General features: G+C 71.2%; 13 protein-coding genes and 1 tRNA gene. 9 read left to right on the top strand and 5 right to left on the bottom strand.

Translation table 11 applies throughout. From position 1 onward, the window contains the following. Positions 1 to 30: 30 nt before the first annotated feature. Together QRN23_RS04370 and QRN23_RS04375 are read left to right on the top strand one after the other, a co-directional pair. Positions 31 to 1,539, top strand: coding sequence for an NAD(P)/FAD-dependent oxidoreductase (locus QRN23_RS04370; protein WP_159827141.1), 1,509 nt, complete (start codon positions 31 to 33; stop codon positions 1,537 to 1,539). A gap of 128 nt (positions 1,540 to 1,667) precedes the next feature. Further along, a tRNA-Leu gene (locus tag QRN23_RS04375) sits at positions 1,668 to 1,741 on the top strand. A gap of 837 nt (positions 1,742 to 2,578) precedes the next feature. Here QRN23_RS04375 and QRN23_RS04380 read toward each other — a convergent pair. Then, positions 2,579 to 4,804, bottom strand: coding sequence for an Ig-like domain-containing protein (locus tag QRN23_RS04380; RefSeq protein WP_285062711.1), 2,226 nt, complete (start codon positions 4,802 to 4,804; stop codon positions 2,579 to 2,581). Between the two features lie 230 nt (positions 4,805 to 5,034). Here QRN23_RS04380 and QRN23_RS04385 point away from each other — a divergent pair, with 230 nt between their 5' ends. Then, entirely contained in the window at positions 5,035 to 5,616 is a 582-nt protein-coding gene (locus QRN23_RS04385; RefSeq protein ID WP_043597810.1) for a LemA family protein, read from the top strand. A 25-nt stretch (positions 5,617 to 5,641) separates the two neighbouring features. Beyond that, positions 5,642 to 6,547, top strand: coding sequence for a M48 family metalloprotease (locus QRN23_RS04390; protein WP_056048814.1), 906 nt, complete (start codon positions 5,642 to 5,644; stop codon positions 6,545 to 6,547). Here QRN23_RS04390 and QRN23_RS04395 read toward each other — a convergent pair. Next, positions 6,544 to 7,794 (bottom strand): winged helix-turn-helix domain-containing protein, encoded by a 1,251-nt coding sequence (locus QRN23_RS04395; protein WP_285062712.1) that lies wholly within the window; start codon positions 7,792 to 7,794, stop codon positions 6,544 to 6,546. The two genes, QRN23_RS04390 and QRN23_RS04395, sit on opposite strands and share 4 nt — an antisense overlap. A gap of 130 nt (positions 7,795 to 7,924) precedes the next feature. Between QRN23_RS04395 and QRN23_RS04400 the strand changes: the two genes are divergently transcribed. After that, positions 7,925 to 9,106, top strand: coding sequence for an AI-2E family transporter (locus QRN23_RS04400; RefSeq protein ID WP_192122782.1), 1,182 nt, complete (start codon positions 7,925 to 7,927; stop codon positions 9,104 to 9,106). Then, positions 9,099 to 10,337, top strand: a complete 1,239-nt coding sequence (ilvA, locus tag QRN23_RS04405) for a threonine ammonia-lyase (protein WP_056048808.1) — start codon at positions 9,099 to 9,101, stop codon at positions 10,335 to 10,337. The genes QRN23_RS04400 and ilvA overlap by 8 nt, the downstream gene beginning before the upstream one ends. Before the next feature lie 205 nt (positions 10,338 to 10,542). On the opposite strand, the gene greA is transcribed toward ilvA, so the two are convergent. Beyond that, positions 10,543 to 11,034 (bottom strand): transcription elongation factor GreA, encoded by a 492-nt coding sequence (gene greA / locus QRN23_RS04410; protein WP_056048805.1) that lies wholly within the window; start codon positions 11,032 to 11,034, stop codon positions 10,543 to 10,545. A 142-nt stretch (positions 11,035 to 11,176) separates the two neighbouring features. Continuing rightward, positions 11,177 to 11,656, bottom strand: a complete 480-nt coding sequence (locus QRN23_RS04415) for a DUF4307 domain-containing protein (RefSeq protein ID WP_082460587.1) — start codon at positions 11,654 to 11,656, stop codon at positions 11,177 to 11,179. Between the two features lie 12 nt (positions 11,657 to 11,668). On the opposite strand from QRN23_RS04415, the gene mca reads away from it, so the two are divergent. Both mca and QRN23_RS04425 read left to right on the top strand, forming a co-directional pair. Continuing rightward, the gene (gene mca / locus QRN23_RS04420) at positions 11,669 to 12,559 is read left to right on the top strand and encodes a mycothiol conjugate amidase Mca (RefSeq protein WP_192122780.1); all 891 of its coding nucleotides are present in this window, start codon (positions 11,669 to 11,671) and stop codon (positions 12,557 to 12,559) included. Then, positions 12,556 to 12,930, top strand: coding sequence for a hypothetical protein (locus QRN23_RS04425; RefSeq protein WP_277959139.1), 375 nt, complete (start codon positions 12,556 to 12,558; stop codon positions 12,928 to 12,930). The genes mca and QRN23_RS04425 overlap by 4 nt, the downstream gene beginning before the upstream one ends. A 58-nt stretch (positions 12,931 to 12,988) precedes the next feature. Here the strand turns inward: QRN23_RS04425 and trhA are convergent, their stop codons facing one another. Next, positions 12,989 to 13,765, bottom strand: a complete 777-nt coding sequence (trhA, locus tag QRN23_RS04430) for a PAQR family membrane homeostasis protein TrhA (RefSeq protein WP_277959140.1) — start codon at positions 13,763 to 13,765, stop codon at positions 12,989 to 12,991. A gap of 85 nt (positions 13,766 to 13,850) precedes the next feature. Between trhA and QRN23_RS04435 the strand changes: the two genes are divergently transcribed. Beyond that, entirely contained in the window at positions 13,851 to 14,639 is a 789-nt protein-coding gene (locus tag QRN23_RS04435; protein ID WP_043597826.1) for an isoprenyl transferase, read from the top strand. The last annotated feature ends 169 nt before the right edge of the window (positions 14,640 to 14,808 follow it).

Here is a 14,808-nt window from a genome sequence, read left to right on the forward strand (position 1 = left end):
CGACACCCCCACCTCAAGGAGACATTCGCCGTGCCCAAAATCCTGATCGTCGGCGGCGGCTACGCCGGTTTCTACACTGCCTGGAAGCTCGAGAAGTGGTTGCGCGCGGGTGAGGCCGAGGTCACGATCGTCGACCCGCTGCCCTACATGACGTACCAGCCGTTCCTGCCCGAGGTCGCCGCCGGGTCGATCGAGCCGCGCCACGCGGTCGTCGCCCTCCGACGCCACCTCAAGAAGACGAACGTCGTCACGGCCAAGGTCACCGGCGTGGACCACGCCTCGAAGACCGCCACGATCACGCCCGAGGTGGGCGACGCGTGGACGATGCAGTACGACCAGATCGTGATGACGGCCGGCGCCGTGTCCCGCACCTTCCCGATCCCGGGCGTCGCCGACGAGGCCATCGGCCTCAAGACCATCGAAGAGGCCGCCGCGATCCGCGACAAGGTGCTCACGAACTTCCAGAAGGCCGCCAACCTGCCGGCCGGTCCCGAGCGCGACCGCCTGCTCACGGTCGTCGTGGTCGGCGGTGGCTTCGCCGGCATCGAGGTCTTCGCCGAGCTGCGCAGCTTCGCCAGCGACCTGCTCAAGAACTACCCCGACCTCACCATCGACGACACGCACTTCCACCTCGTCGAGGCGATGGGCCGCATCATGCCCGAGGTCTCGCTCGAGACGAGCCACTGGGTGCTCAAGAACCTCGCCGAACGCGCCGCGACGGTCCACCTCGACACGCAGCTGCAGTCTGCGGTCGGCGGGAAGATCGAACTGTCCACGGGCGAGTCGTTCGAGTCCGACCTCATCGTCTGGACGGCCGGCGTCATGGCCAACCCGATGGTCCGCGGCACCGACTTCCCGCTCGAACAGCGCGGACGCATCACCGTCAAGGCCGACCTGCGCATCGTCGACGGTGAGACCGTCGTTCCCGACGCCTGGGCCTGTGGTGACGTCGCCGCCACACCCGACCTCACCGGGAAGGGCGTGGGCGGCTTCTGCGTGCCGAACGCCCAGCACGCCGTCCGCATGGGCAAGCGTCTCGCGAAGAACATCGTCGCCTCGCTCCGCGGAGAAGGACTCGTCGACTACAAGCACGAGAACCTCGGAGCCGTCGCCGGCCTGGGGCTCAACGTCGGCGTCTTCCAGAGCGGCAAGTTCGCCATGAAGGGCTTCCCGGCCTGGGCCGCCCACCGCGGGTACCACGGCATGGCGATGCCCTCCTTCGAGCGCAAGTTCCGCGTCGTCGGCGGTTGGTGGAACAACTTCTGGTTGGGACGCGACATCGTCTCGCTCGACAACCGTGAGCGTCCCCGGGCGGCCTTCGAAGAGTTCGCCTCGCGTCCCAAGGCGGCCGTCGAGACGCCCGCCGAGGCTCCCGCGCCCGCATCCGTCGGTGCCGGCCAGCCCGCCGGCGAGGCGGGGCCCGCGTACGCGAACCCGGTCGAGGACGACGGAACGGCCAAGAAGGGCACGGCCGAGGTCGGCGAGGCAGCGACCGGTGCTCCTCGCAAGGCGCCCGCGCGCAAGCCCGCCGCCAAGTAGGAGATCACCGGCGAGACCGCGGTGACCGACGGGGTGCCCGCCTCCGAGTGACCCTCGAGTACGTCCGAGACGCCCGCCCGCTGCCTGCAGCGTGGCGGGCGTCCGCTTCTCGTAGGCTGGTCGCTCGGGCCCCCGTAGCCCAATCGGCAGAGGCAGGCGACTTAAAATCGCTTCAGTCAGGGTTCGAGTCCCTGCGGGGGCACGTGCCGCCCCTCCCTGCCAGGTCACGTGCCGCCCGAGGTGGCGAGGTGGCGTCTGCCCCGGCGCTCGGTGCCGATCGCGGCCGGGCCCCTACGGAACGCAAGCGCCTCGCTGTCGACCCCGCCGCGCCTCCTGCTCTCGCGTAGGCCCCGCCCCCTCGCCCGCGCCTCCTGCTCTCGCCCCCGCCTCCTGCTCGCGCCTAGGCCCCTCGCCCTCGCCCGCGCCTCCAGCTCTTGCCCGCGCCTCCTGCTCTCGCGTGGGCCCCAGCCCGCGCGCCCGCTCGTCCGCTCCCACCCCGTAGCCCCGCCAGCTCTGCCAGCCAGAGCGCCCGGCCGCCCGGTTGCCCGCACCGCGCGAGCATCGTCGGCAACTCAGGAGATCGGCGTGCTCCGGGGCACGTCGCGCGCGTTCCGGCGTCGTTCTCCTGAGTTGCCGACTTCACGCGTCCGGCCGGCGGTCGCGTCCGCCGTATGGCCGCATCGCCTCGGCCCCTGTCGCGCGCCGTCCGCCCGCGTGTTCCGCTCCGCCGCGCTCTGCCCCGCTCCGCCCTGTCCCTGCCCTGCTCCGTCTGCCCTGCCTAGCCCTGCCCTGCTCTACGTCGACAACTCAGGAGATCGGAGGATCGGCAGGCCGGTTCCGTCCGTTCGTGCGTCGGTTTCCTGAATTGCCGACGACGCCGACGGTGACGACGGCGGCAGGCAATGCGGCAAGACCGGGACCACCGGCAGCCCGACGGCCTGGCAGCCGTCCGCGCGACATCCGCCGCCCCGACCGCCGCAGCCCCGACCGCCGTCGCGTGGACCGCAGTCGGGACGGCCGGCGACGGAGGCGCGTCAGGTCAGGCGTCGTCGGTGTCGATCTCGACGAACGACGTCCAGAGCCAGGCCGCGACGCAGAGGCCCGCGGTCACGGCGGCGGCCACGACCGCGCCTCCGATCGGGAAGGACGACGAGCCGCCCGTGAGCACGGCGGCGGCCGCCGTGACGCCGACGACCGTGAGCGCCACGTGCAGCGGGCGCGACCAGGCCCAGAGGCGTCGACCCGGCAGGGAGCCCACCGGCACGAGCGCGAGCACGAGCGATCCGAGCCCGGTCAGGCAGACCGTCGCGCTCGTCTCGAGGGCCAGCTCGGTGATGAACCCACCGGTGGCGGGGAGGGCGCCGTGGACGGCCCAGGCTCCGGCCGACACGACCACCAGGGCGGCGACCTGGAGGAGCGCGAGCAGCCCTGCCTCGCGATCGCCCACCTCGCCGGTCCGGCCGTGGTGCGCCTCCGACCGGGGCGCTGCGGCGAGGTTCCCGACGAGCACCACCCCGAGCACGAGGGGCGGGTCCAGGCCGAGCGACCGCGTCACCGCGCAGGCGACGACGGCGACGAGGAGGAGGCGCGGTGACATGCGGATGCGCGTCTCGCGGTCCGGGGAACGCCCCATCACCAGGGTGGGGACGACGACCGCGAGCACGTTGACCAGGGCGACTCCGACGACGATCCCGGCGAACAGGCGTGCGTAGCGGACCTCGTCGTCGAGGCCGGCCGCCAGCCCGACCACGGCGGCTCCGGCCGCGATGGTCAGCACGGCGGCGAGGCGCGGGTCGAGTGTGGCGGTCGAGAACGAGGTCGGGAGTTCCCGACGACGGTTCCGGCCGGTGAGCCGCGGGGCGCGCGGCGCGAGGCGACCTCGCATCGCCGTGGCCAGCAGACGTGCCGGGGCGACGACGAGCAGCACGAACGCGGCTGCGAGGCCGAGAGCGATCAACCATCCCGACCCGGTCATCGTCCGGCCGAGGGACGGCATGTCGCGACCGAACGTCGTCGCGGCCGCCCAGGAGTCCGCCGTCGGTGTGGAGGCTTCGGGTGGTACCTCGCCGACGCCACCGGGAGCGCCTCCCGGCCCGTCACCGGGCCCCGGGGCTCCGGGCGCCCCGGGAGACGGCTCGGAGGGGACGGCGCCCCCGGACGCGCCGGGCGCCGCCGTCGGTGCCGGAGCGGCCGAGGACGAAGGAGGCGCGGGCTGCGCGGCCGACGACGTCACCGTGATCGAGATGCCCGCGCTGGGCGGCCCGACGTTCACCGACGGGTCGATCTGGGCGGCCTGGACCACGTGCTCGCCATCGGCGAGGGCGGCATCGGACGACGTGCAGGCCCATGCGCCGCCGGAGACCGTGGCCTGGCAGGCGGGGGTGCTGTCGACGTAGGCGGTGACGGTCGCGCCGTCTTCTCCCGTCCCCGAGAAGGTGAGCGGTTGCGAGGCGACCCGTTCGCCGGCCCGGGGCGAGAGCACGGCCGGCGGGGCGGGTGGGTCGCGGTCGATCGTGACGGTGACGCCGGTGGAGAGGGAGGACCGGGGCACGGCGGGAACGGAGTCCGAGGACTGGGACGCCGTGACCGTGTACCGGCCGGTCGGCCAGGTCGCCGACGGGAGCACGGCCGACCAGGCCCCGGCGTCGTCGGCCGTCGCCGAGACCGGTGCCGCGCCCCCGCCGACGGTGATGCGGGCACCGGGGAAAGCGGTGCCCGCGACCTTGCCACCGACGGCGGGTCCTCCCTGGACCGTGGGCGGGCCGAGCACCGAGAACGGAGCGCTGACGGCGTCGTCGACCACGGCGGCATTCGTCACGTCTCGGACCGTGAGGGTCTGGTCGGCACCGTCCTCCAGCGTCACCGGGCACGACCAGGGGACGCCGGCCGGGTCACCGGTGGGCAGGATGACCTCGCAGAGGGCTCGACTGGGGACGCGGGGGTCGAGCACCCTCACGGTGGCTCCGGGCGTGCCGGTCCCGCCGACCACGACGGCGTTCACGTCCCGGTCTCCGACGTCGCCGATCGTGGGTGCGACCGGACCGGGAGGGGACTGGCCGAGCGACGGGCCGGGTGCGGGAGTACCCGACGGGCTGCCCGCGGCGAGCGCGCCGACTCCGCCCGTCAGGGCGAGCGAGAGACCCAGCACGACCGTCGCGAGGGTCGAGGCGACACGTCGTCCGTGTCGCGGCTCGACCACGAGCCGTCCGTCGACGGGGGTCGACGGACGCGGGGGACGCAGGGTCGGCGGCTCGAACACTGTCACCCATTCAGCACGTTCGCGGGGTACAAGTCAATCCGTTGTGCGGGGGAGTCGTGCGGGGGAGATGCCCGGTCGGGCCCTCCTCGGGAGTCTGCTTCGAGATCACCCGACGGGCAGGGACCCCACATGCAGCGCATTTATAGTGTCCAACGGACTCCCGACGACCCGACCCCGGTCGCGGGCGACCATCCGGCGCCCGCCGTCATCGGTCCACCACCTAGGAGTGACACGTCATGCAACCGGCCACGATCGGCATCTTGGTAGCAGCAGGGATCATCGTCCTGCTCGCGGTCATCATCGGCATCTACCTCTGGGCCACCTACAACTCGTTGGTGACCCTGAAGGTGCGCGTCGACGAGGCGTGGAGCGACATCACGATCCAGCTCAAACGCCGGGCCGACCTGATCCCCAACATCATCGAGGCGGTCAAGGGATACGCCTCGCACGAATCGTCCGTCTTCCAGAACGTGACGGCGGCCCGTGCCGAGACCATCGGAGCGGGCACACCGGCCGAGGCGTCGGCTGCCGAAGGGCACATGCAGACCGCCCTGAAGAGCATCTTCGCCGTGGCCGAGGCCTACCCGCAGCTCCAGGCGAGCCAGAACTTCCTGCAGTTGCAGTCCGAGCTGGTCGACACCGAGGACAAGATCCAAGCCGCGCGCCGCTTCTACAACGGCGGCGTCCGCGAGTTCAACACCAAGAACCGCGTCTTCCCCAACTCCCTCTTCGCGAAGCGGCTCGGCTTCAGCGAGCGGGACTTCTTCGAAGTCTCCGAGCCGTCGGCGATCGCCGAACCGCCGCGCGTCCAGTTCTGATCCAGCCCGAGTCGTCCTCGACACCGTGTACTCCGCGATCTCGCGCAACAAGCGCAACACCGTCTTCATCGTCCTGATCTTCCTGGTGATCGTCGGGGCCCTCGGGTTCGCCGCGAGCGCCATCTGGAACAACGGGTCGATCGGTTTCCTGGTTCTCGGTGGTGCCGCGGTGTACGCCGTGATCCAGTACTTCGCGGCCAGCGGGCAGGCGCTCTCGATGAGCAACGCCCAGCAGGTCGACGGTGTGACGGCTCCGCGGTTGTACCGCACGGTCGAGAACCTCAGCATCACGATGGGCATGCCGATGCCCAAGGTCTACGTCGTGGTCGATCCGGCCCCCAACGCCTTCGCCACGGGCCGCGACCCGGAACACGCCGTGGTCGCCGCCACGACCGGCCTGCTCGAGATCATGGACGACAGCGAGCTCCAGGGCGTCATGGCTCACGAGCTCGGTCACGTGAAGAACTACGACATCCGTGTGTCGACCATGGTGTTCGGCCTCGTCGTGGCCGTGGGCTTCCTGGCCGACATCCTGTTGCGCATGTCGTTCTTCAGCGCGTTGTCAGGGGGGAACCGCAACTCGAACAACAACGGTGGGGGCGGCGGGAACCCCGTCTTCCTGGTGCTCGGTCTGGTGGCCATGATCATCGCCCCTCTCGCCGCAGCAGGTGTCCAGGCGGCCGTCTCGCGTCAGCGCGAGTACCTCGCCGATGCCACCGGGGCGTTGACGACGCGGTACCCCGAGGGTCTCGCCCGAGCCCTCGAGAAGCTCGGTGCCCAGGGGCGGCCCATGCGGCAGCAGAACACCTCGATGTCGCACCTCTGGATCAGCGATCCGATGAAGCCCGGCGTGATGGACCGACTCTTCAGCACGCACCCTCCGCTCGCCGATCGCATCCAGCGGCTGCGACAGAACGCCGGGACCTTCTAACCGAGGGGGTCGGCCGGGCCGGCCGCGTCGGCCCGGCCGGTCAGCACCGTGCGGAGTCGGCCCGCCAGGTCGCCCCGATCGAGCACCTCGACGGCGTCCAGTCCCTGCCAGGCGGCCGCCCGGCGCAGCGTCGTCACGAGCCGCTCGACGTCGACGGGGAGGTCGCGCTCAAGCCATGCCGCCTGCACCCGCAGGACGCCCGCCTGACGATCGCTCTTGAGGTCGACCCGCCCCACCAGCTGGTCGTCCTGCAGGACGGGGAGGACGTAGTAGCCGTGCACGCGTTTCTCGCGCGGGGTGTAGATCTCGATGCGGTAGCGGAAGTCGAAGAGGCGTTCCGCCCGGGGCCGGTGCCAGACGACGGGGTCGAACGGTGACAGCACGGCGTCGGCCTCGAGCCGACGGGGTACGCGGGCGTCACGGTGCAGCCACGCGGTCGCACCCCAACCCGCCACGTCCACGGGTTCGACGACACCGTCGTCGTGGAGCTCGCGCAGGGCGGGTACGACGTCGGCGGCCTTGAGGCGGAAGTAGTCGGCGAGGTCGGCGGCCGTCGCGACCCCGGAGGCGCGGGCCGCGTGGGCGACGAGGCGCCGGTGGGCCTCGTGACGGTCGACGTCGACGGCCAGGACCTCGGCCGACAGCACCTGTTCGGGCAGCGCGTAGACGCGCTCGAACCGACGGCGACCGGCACTGACCAGGGCGCCCGTGCGGAACAGCGACTCGAGGCCGCGCTTCACGTCACCCCACCCCCACCACGGGCCCGTCCGGTCGGGCTGGGGGAAGAGGGCGGCGTCGGCCTCGACCAGGCTGGCCGGCAGCGGCCCCTTGTCGCGGATCTCGTCGAGCAGCCAGCGTTCCATGCGCGGACTCGTCGACAGCCACGAGGAGGCGTCCCCCCGCCATTTCGCGTCGTAGTCGCGCATGCGCCACCGCAACAGGGGCCAGGTCGACACCGGGACGATGGCGGCCTCGTGGGCCCAGTACTCGACGTACCGCCCACGGGGAGCGAAGGTGAGGCGGTCGAGGGTCGCGCGGTCGTACGCGCCCAGTCGTGCGAACGCGGGCAGGTAGTGGCTGCGCTCGAACACGTTCACCGAGTCGATCTGCAGCAGGCCGAGGCGATCGACGAGGCCGTTCAGCTGCCGCGTCCCCGGGCGGGCAGGGCCGTCGACGGGCCTCCCGAAGCCCTGCGCCGCCAAGGCGACGCGACGGGCCTGGGCGGGGGAGAGCTGCTGACGGGGCACGCGGACGACTGTAGCGACGGCCACCGACGCGCGCCGCGCCTCCTGGTGTCGCCTGGTCCTCGTCGACACATGCGTGCACCGGCATGTGGAGGGGTAGGTGACCGGCCCCGCAGGGCCATAAACTGACGCGATGATCTGGCGGAACCGCCCCACGCGCGGCGACGAGGTGCAGGGCGACGTCACGACCGGTCGCGCGGCCGGTGTCGTCGCCGATCCGTCGGTGCCGCGGGGCATGGTCATCGCCGGGGCCTGGTCCTGGCGCATCCTGGTGATCGTGGCCGTGGCCGGCGTCGTCATCTGGTCGATCACCCAGCTGCGGGTCATCGTCATCCCCTTCTTGGTGGCCCTGCTGATCTCTGCGCTGCTCGTCCCGCTCTCGGGGTGGCTGCAGCGGCACCGCTGGCCCAAGTGGTTGGCGGTCGTGTCCGTCCTGGTGGGGTTCCTCGTCGTGGTCTCGGGCCTCGTCGTCCTGGTCGTCCTCCAGATCGTCGACGGCTGGCCCTCGTTGCGTGATCGCTCGATCGCCTCCTACGGCGACTTCAAGGACTTCCTGCTCACCTCGCCGTTGCACCTCACCGAGGCGCAGATCAACGGGTACGTGTCCGACGCGGTGGCGGCCGTCCAGCAAGACAGTCAGCCGCTCGTGCGCGGTGCGCTCTCGGTCGGGTCGACCGCGGGTCACGTCGCTGCCGGGCTCGTGCTGGGGCTCTTCGCGACGATCTTCGTGCTCGTCGGCGGGGCCGAGATCTGGCGGTGGGTCGTCCGGCTCTTCCCCCGGGCCTCGCACCCGGCGATCGACGGGGCGGGCCGCGCGGGCTGGCTCACCCTGACCAACTTCGTCAAGGTGCAGATCTTCGTCGCGTTCGTCGACGCCGTGGGCATCGGGTTGGGGGCGCTCTTCCTCGGCCTGCCCCTGGTGGCACCGATCGCCATCGCGGTCTTCCTCGGGTCGTTCGTGCCCGTCGTGGGCGCCGTCGCGACCGGAGCCGTCGCCGTCGTCATCGCCCTCGTCTACAACGGCTGGGTCGTGGCCCTGCTCATGCTCGCCGTGGTGATCCTCGTGCAGCAGATCGAGGGGCACCTGTTGCAGCCGTTCGTCATGGGCAGTGCCGTCAAGGTGCACCCGTTGGCCGTCGTCTTCGCCGTCGCGGCCGGCACCCTGGTCGCCGGGATCCCCGGCGCCCTCTTCGCGGTCCCGTTCGTGGCCGTGCTGAACGTCATGATCACCTACGTCGCGAGGGGTACGTGGCGAGAGAAGCCGCGACCCGTCGAGCACGACGTCACGCAGCCCGGAGGCCTCACCGATGTCTGAACGCACCCTGGCCGGTCCCACCCTCGTCGAGATCGAGGAGGCGCGCGACCGCGTCTCGCAGGTCGTCCGCGTCACCCCGATGGAGACCTCGCAGTACCTCGCCGAGGTGCTCGGTTCGCGGGTGCACCTCAAGTGCGAGAACCTGCAGCGCACCGGGTCGTACAAGATCCGAGGCGCCTACAACCGCCTGACCCAGCTGAGCGACGACGAGAAGGCGCGCGGGGTCGTCGCCGCGTCGGCCGGCAACCACGCTCAGGGTGTCGCCCTGGCGGCCCGTGAACTCGGCATCGTGGCCACGATCTTCATGCCCGTCGGCGTGGCCCTGCCCAAGTTGCAGGCGACCCGGCACTACGGCGCCGACGTCGTCCTCCGGGGGCACACGGTCGAGCAGTCGCTGCGAGCCGCACAAGAGTTCGCCGACACGACCGGCGCCGTCTTCATTCCCCCGTTCGACCACGCCGACGTCGTGGCGGGCCAGGGCACGCTGGGGCTCGAGATCCTCGAACAGGTGCCCGACGTCGACACCGTGATCGTGCCCGTTGGCGGAGGTGGGCTGGCGGCCGGCGTCGCCAGCGCCCTGAAGCAGAGCGCGGCACGCACCGGGCGCGACGTCCGCATCATCGGCGTGCAGGCGGCCAACGCCGCCCCGTACGCCGTCTCGATGAAACTCGGCGTGCGGACCGACATCGACGCCCAGCCCACGATCGCCGACGGCATCGCCGTGGCGAAACCCGGCGTGCTCAACTTCGAGATCATCCGCGACACGGTCGACGAGATCGTCACGGTCAGCGACGACGACACGGCCCGGGCGATGCTCGTGCTGCTCGAGCGCGCGAAGCTCGTCGTCGAGGCCGCGGGTGCCGTGGGCATCGCCGCGATCCTCACCGAGCAGGTGCGTGACCTCGGCACGACCGTGGTGATCCTCAGCGGCGGCAACATCGACCCGCTGATGATGGAGCGCGTGATCGGTCGCGGCCTCGCGGCCGCCGCCCGCTACGTCAAGCTGCGCATCGGCATGCCCGACCGCCCCGGCCAGCTGACCCGCGTCAGCGAGGTGCTGTCCGACGCCAACGCGAACGTGGTCGAGGTGCTGCACACCCGCCACGGTCGCGGGCTCCAGATCAGCGAGGTCGAACTCGAGCTCAGCGTCGAGACGCGCGGGCCGGACCACGTCGAAGAGGTCCTGCAACGGCTCCGCGACGCCGGGTACGAGCCCAACGTCGACTTCTGAGCCGACTCCGCGAGACGTGCCCCGCGCCTCCTGACGGCACCGTGTCCCCGTCGGCAACTCAGGAGAACGGCCGTCCGCGGGCGCAGGACTGCCGCGGACGACGCCGCATTCCGGAGTTGCCGACACCCCGTCGAGGGTCCGGGCCCTCGTGGCCGGGACGACGAAGGCCCCCGCTCCGTTCGAGCGGGGGCCTTCGGCGTCGGACCTACGGCTGGTAGGTCTCGACGTTCGTGATCGACACCGAGATGTCCTTGCCGTTCGGGGCGGTGTAGCTGGTCGTCGTGCCGACCTTCAGCCCGTTGATGGCCTGGCCGAGCGGGCTGGTCTCGCTGTAGACCGAGAGGTCGCTGCCGGCGGCGATGATCTCGCGGTTGCCGAGCAGGAACGTGCTCTCGTCGCCGGCGATGGTCGCCGTGACGACGGTGCCGGGGCCGACGATGCCGTCGGCGGCCGTCGAGTCACCGACCGTCGCGTGCTTCAGCAGGTTGATCAGCGTACGGATGCGCGCCTCCATCTTGCCCTGCTCGTCCTTGGCGGCGTGGTAGCCGCCGTTCTCCTTCAGGTCGCCCTCTTCGCGGGCGGCTTCGATGCGTGACGCGATCTCGCGACGTCCCTCGCCGCTGAGGGTGTCGAGCTCGGCCTGCAGACGGTCGCGGGCGTCCGTCGTGAGCCAGGTGGTCTCGTTGTCAGTGCTCATGGTGTCTCCGTTTCGTGCGGCGGCCGAACCCGGTCGGGCGACTCGAGCCGAGGAGGCGCGGTGCCGGGAGCCGGGGCGAGGTCGCCCACCGAAAAAAGGAGACCGGCCGAGTGGCCGGTCTCGTCGTGCGATTCCGAGCAGTCTAGGGAAGCCAGCACCGGTAGATCAAGCCCGTGACCGCCCGTTCCGACGTCGCGAGCGAGGTCGTGTAGGTCACCGAACGGCGCTCCGAGGCGGGCAGGTGGACGATCTTCCAGCCGACGACCGCGAAGCCGCTGTTCTGGGCTTCGACCGCACAGTCGACCGCCTCGCCCGTGTCCGCGGTGACCGTGTACTGGACCTCGACGGCCCGGTCGGAGGTGACCTGGTAGCCCACGTCGGCGGATTCGAGCTGGGACGAGGTCCCGTCGAAGGCGGCGAAGACGACCCACGCCGCGAAGACGACGACGAAGGCGACGGCGACGGACAGGCCCACGACGAGGCGCCTGCGCCGACCCCGCGGTGAACGCCCGTACCGTGCGTCGAGGCGCGACGAGGGCGAGGTGACACGGGGCGTGGACGTCACGCGGATCTCCGTCCGATTAAGCTGTCCCCAGGGTAGCAACGTCTGCCCGGCACACATTGCGAGGAAGAATTGACCCTGCGCCTGCTGGCGGTCCACGCCCACCCCGACGACGAGTCCAGCAAGGGCTCGGCGACCTACGCCTACTACCGCAGCCTCGGCGTCGACGTCCTCGTCGTCAGCTGCACCGGCGGCGAGCAGGGGTCGATCCTCAACGAGCAGCTCGAGGCCCGAGCTCACGCCGAGCGCGACATCGCGGGCCTGCGCGTGCACGAGATGGCGGCCGCCCAGGCGGCGATGGGCATCGACCACCTGTGGCTCGGCTACGCCGACTCGGGCCTGCCGGCCGAGGGCGAGTCGGTCGCGGTCAACTCGTTCTCCACCATCCCGCTCGAGATCAGCGCCGAGCCGCTCGTCGCGATCATCCGTCGGTTCAAGCCGCAGGTGCTGGTGACCTACGACGAGAACGGCGGGTACCCGCACCCCGACCACATCCGCACGCACGAGATCTCGATGGCGGCCTACCGCGACGCCTCCGACCCCGAGCGCTACCCGGCGACCGGCGACGCGTGGCAGATCGACAAGGTCTACTACGACCGCATGTTCAGTGCCGGACGCATCGGCGCGATGATCACCCACCTGCGCGAGAGCGACCCCGAGTCGCCCCTCATCGAGTCGTTGACCGAGATGCTGGCCCGCTTCAGCGACCGGCCCGACCTGGCCACGACCCGCGTGCCGGTCTCCGACTTCTTCCCCGTGCGCGACGCCGCCCTTCGGTCGCACGCCAGCCAGGTGCCGCTCGACAGCGCGTTCTTCTTCTGGCCCCACGACCTCCAGGTCGCCGCCTGGCCCACCGAGGACTTCCAGCTCGTCGAGTCGAACGTCGGGTCCGACCTGCCCGAGGTCGACCTCTTCGCCGGGGTCGTCGACCCCGACACCGGTCTCGTGGGGGTGCAGCGATGAGCGTGCTCTCCGAATCGGTGGTCGCGGTCACGGCCCGTCTGCTGGCGCAGCCGCAGACCCCCGACCCGACGCTGCCGCCGTCGACCATCCCCGACGAGGCCGTCACGCCCGGCGTCTGGGGTTTCGTCGCCATCGCGTTCGTCGCCGTCGCGACGGTGTTGATCGTCGTCGACATGACCCGTCGGGTCCGACGCACCCGGTACCGGGGCGAGGTGCGCGAGCGCATCCAGGCCGAGCGTGACGAGGCGACCCTGGCGGCCGCGGCACTCGACGACGAGGAACTCCCCGGAGACGCCGATCGGCGGGCTCGCCCCGTCGAGGGCGACCTCGACGACGACGGCGACCGCAGGAGGCGCGAGCGCGACTCGTGACCGACGCGACCGGTGCCGGGGTGGCGACCCGGGCCTCCTCGGCTCGGGCGACCTCGCGCTAGAAGGTCGGCGGGTCCAGGGCCACGAGCAGGATGCCCGTCCAGTGGCAGAGGTACGCCAGCACCGTCATGGTGTGGAACAGCTCGTGGAATCCGAAGTGCCCCGGGACGGGGTTCGGCCTCTTGATGCCGTAGAACACGGCACCGGCGATGTAGAGCGCGCCGCCGACCAGCACGAGCACCATCATCGCGACGTTCGCCTCGAGCAGGTCGACGATGAAGCCCAGGGCGCCGACGCCCAGCAGGACGTAGAGCGGCACGTACAACCACCGCGGCGCGTTCAGGAAGAACACCCGGAAGAGGATGCCCAACACGGCGCCCGTCCAGACGAGCACGAGCAGCGTGACGCCCTTCGACGGCGGCAGGGCGATGACCGCGATCGGCGTGTAGGTGCCGGCGATCAGCAGGAAGATGTTGGCGTGGTCGAGCCGCTTGAGGAAGCGTTTCGCGTTCGGGCTCCACGGGAAGCGGTGGTAGGTCGCCGAGATGCCGAAGAGCAGGAGCGACGTGGTCATGAAGACCGCACAGGCCCAGGTCGCCGCCACGCCCTGCGCCAGGACGACGAGCACCACGCCGGTCGCGATCGCGACCGGGAAGGTGGCCGCATGGATCCAGCCGCGCCAACTCGGTTTGCGCTCGATGCCGGGGTAGGCGAGGGCGTCGTCGAGCAACGGCAGGTTCGGGATGTCGTCCCCGTCTGCCCGGTCGGCTCCGTCGGCCCCGTCGACCTCGTCGGCCCGGAGGCTCGCGCGCTCTCCGTCGGTGTGGCTGCTCATGGGGCCGAGCCTAGGGGAGCGCCCGAGGAGGCGGGCTGAGAATCCTCGGCTCTGTGGACGGCCCGCCGTGGGCTACCGTAGCCCTGTGAAAAAGCGCCGTCCCTCTCCCCTCGCCAGGGGAGTCCTGTACGGCCTCTACCAGAACCGCATCCGCCGAAGCCTCGACGGTCAAGAGCTGCCGCACCACGTCGCCATGATCGTCGACGGCAACCGGCGCTGGGCCAAGCAGCGCATGCTCGAGACCGCTGCCCACGGGCACCGCGCGGGTGCCGCGAAGATCAGCGAGTTCCTCACCTGGTGCGACGACCTCGGCATCAAGGTGGTCACGCTGTACCTCCTCTCCGCCGACAACCTCGGCAACCGACAGTCCGACGAGTTGACCGAGCTCTTCGGCATCATCGGCGACGTCGCCGACGAGCTCTCGCGTCAGCGGGACTGGCGCGTGCAGCACGTCGGCGCGACCGACGACCTGCCGCCGGCGCTCTGCTCGGCCCTCCGCGAGGCCCAGGCCCGGACCGCCGACAAGACGGGGCTGCACGTGAACCTCGCCGTCGGCTACGGCGGGCGCCGTGAGATCGCCGACGCCATGCGCAGCATCGTGCGGGCGCACGACGCCGCGGGGGGCACTCTCGACGCCCTGGCCGAGGTGCTCACCCCCGAGCTCATCGCCGACCACCTCTACACCGGCGGCCAACCCGACCCCGACCTCGTGATCCGCACGTCGGGCGAGCAACGCTTGAGCGACTTCATGCTGTGGCAGAGCGCCCACAGCGAGTTCTACTTCGTCGAGGCCTTCTACCCCGACCTGCGCGAGGTCGACTTCCTCCGGGCCGTGCGCGACTTCGCCCTTCGGCACCGGCGCTACGGCAGCTGACGCCCGAGCGGCCGCCGACGCACTGACGGGGCTGGTGTCGGCAACTCCGGAATCCGGCTGCGCCGCGCCTCCTGAGGGGGTTCTGGTGTGTCGTTCTCCTGAGTTGCCGGCTGTGCGCGCGGTGACGGGGCTGGTGTCGGTGACTCCGGAATCCGGCTGCGCCGCGCCT

The organism is Frigoribacterium sp. ME-P-080 (assembly GCF_030209595.1).
Lineage (GTDB): Bacteria > Actinomycetota > Actinomycetes > Actinomycetales > Microbacteriaceae > Frigoribacterium.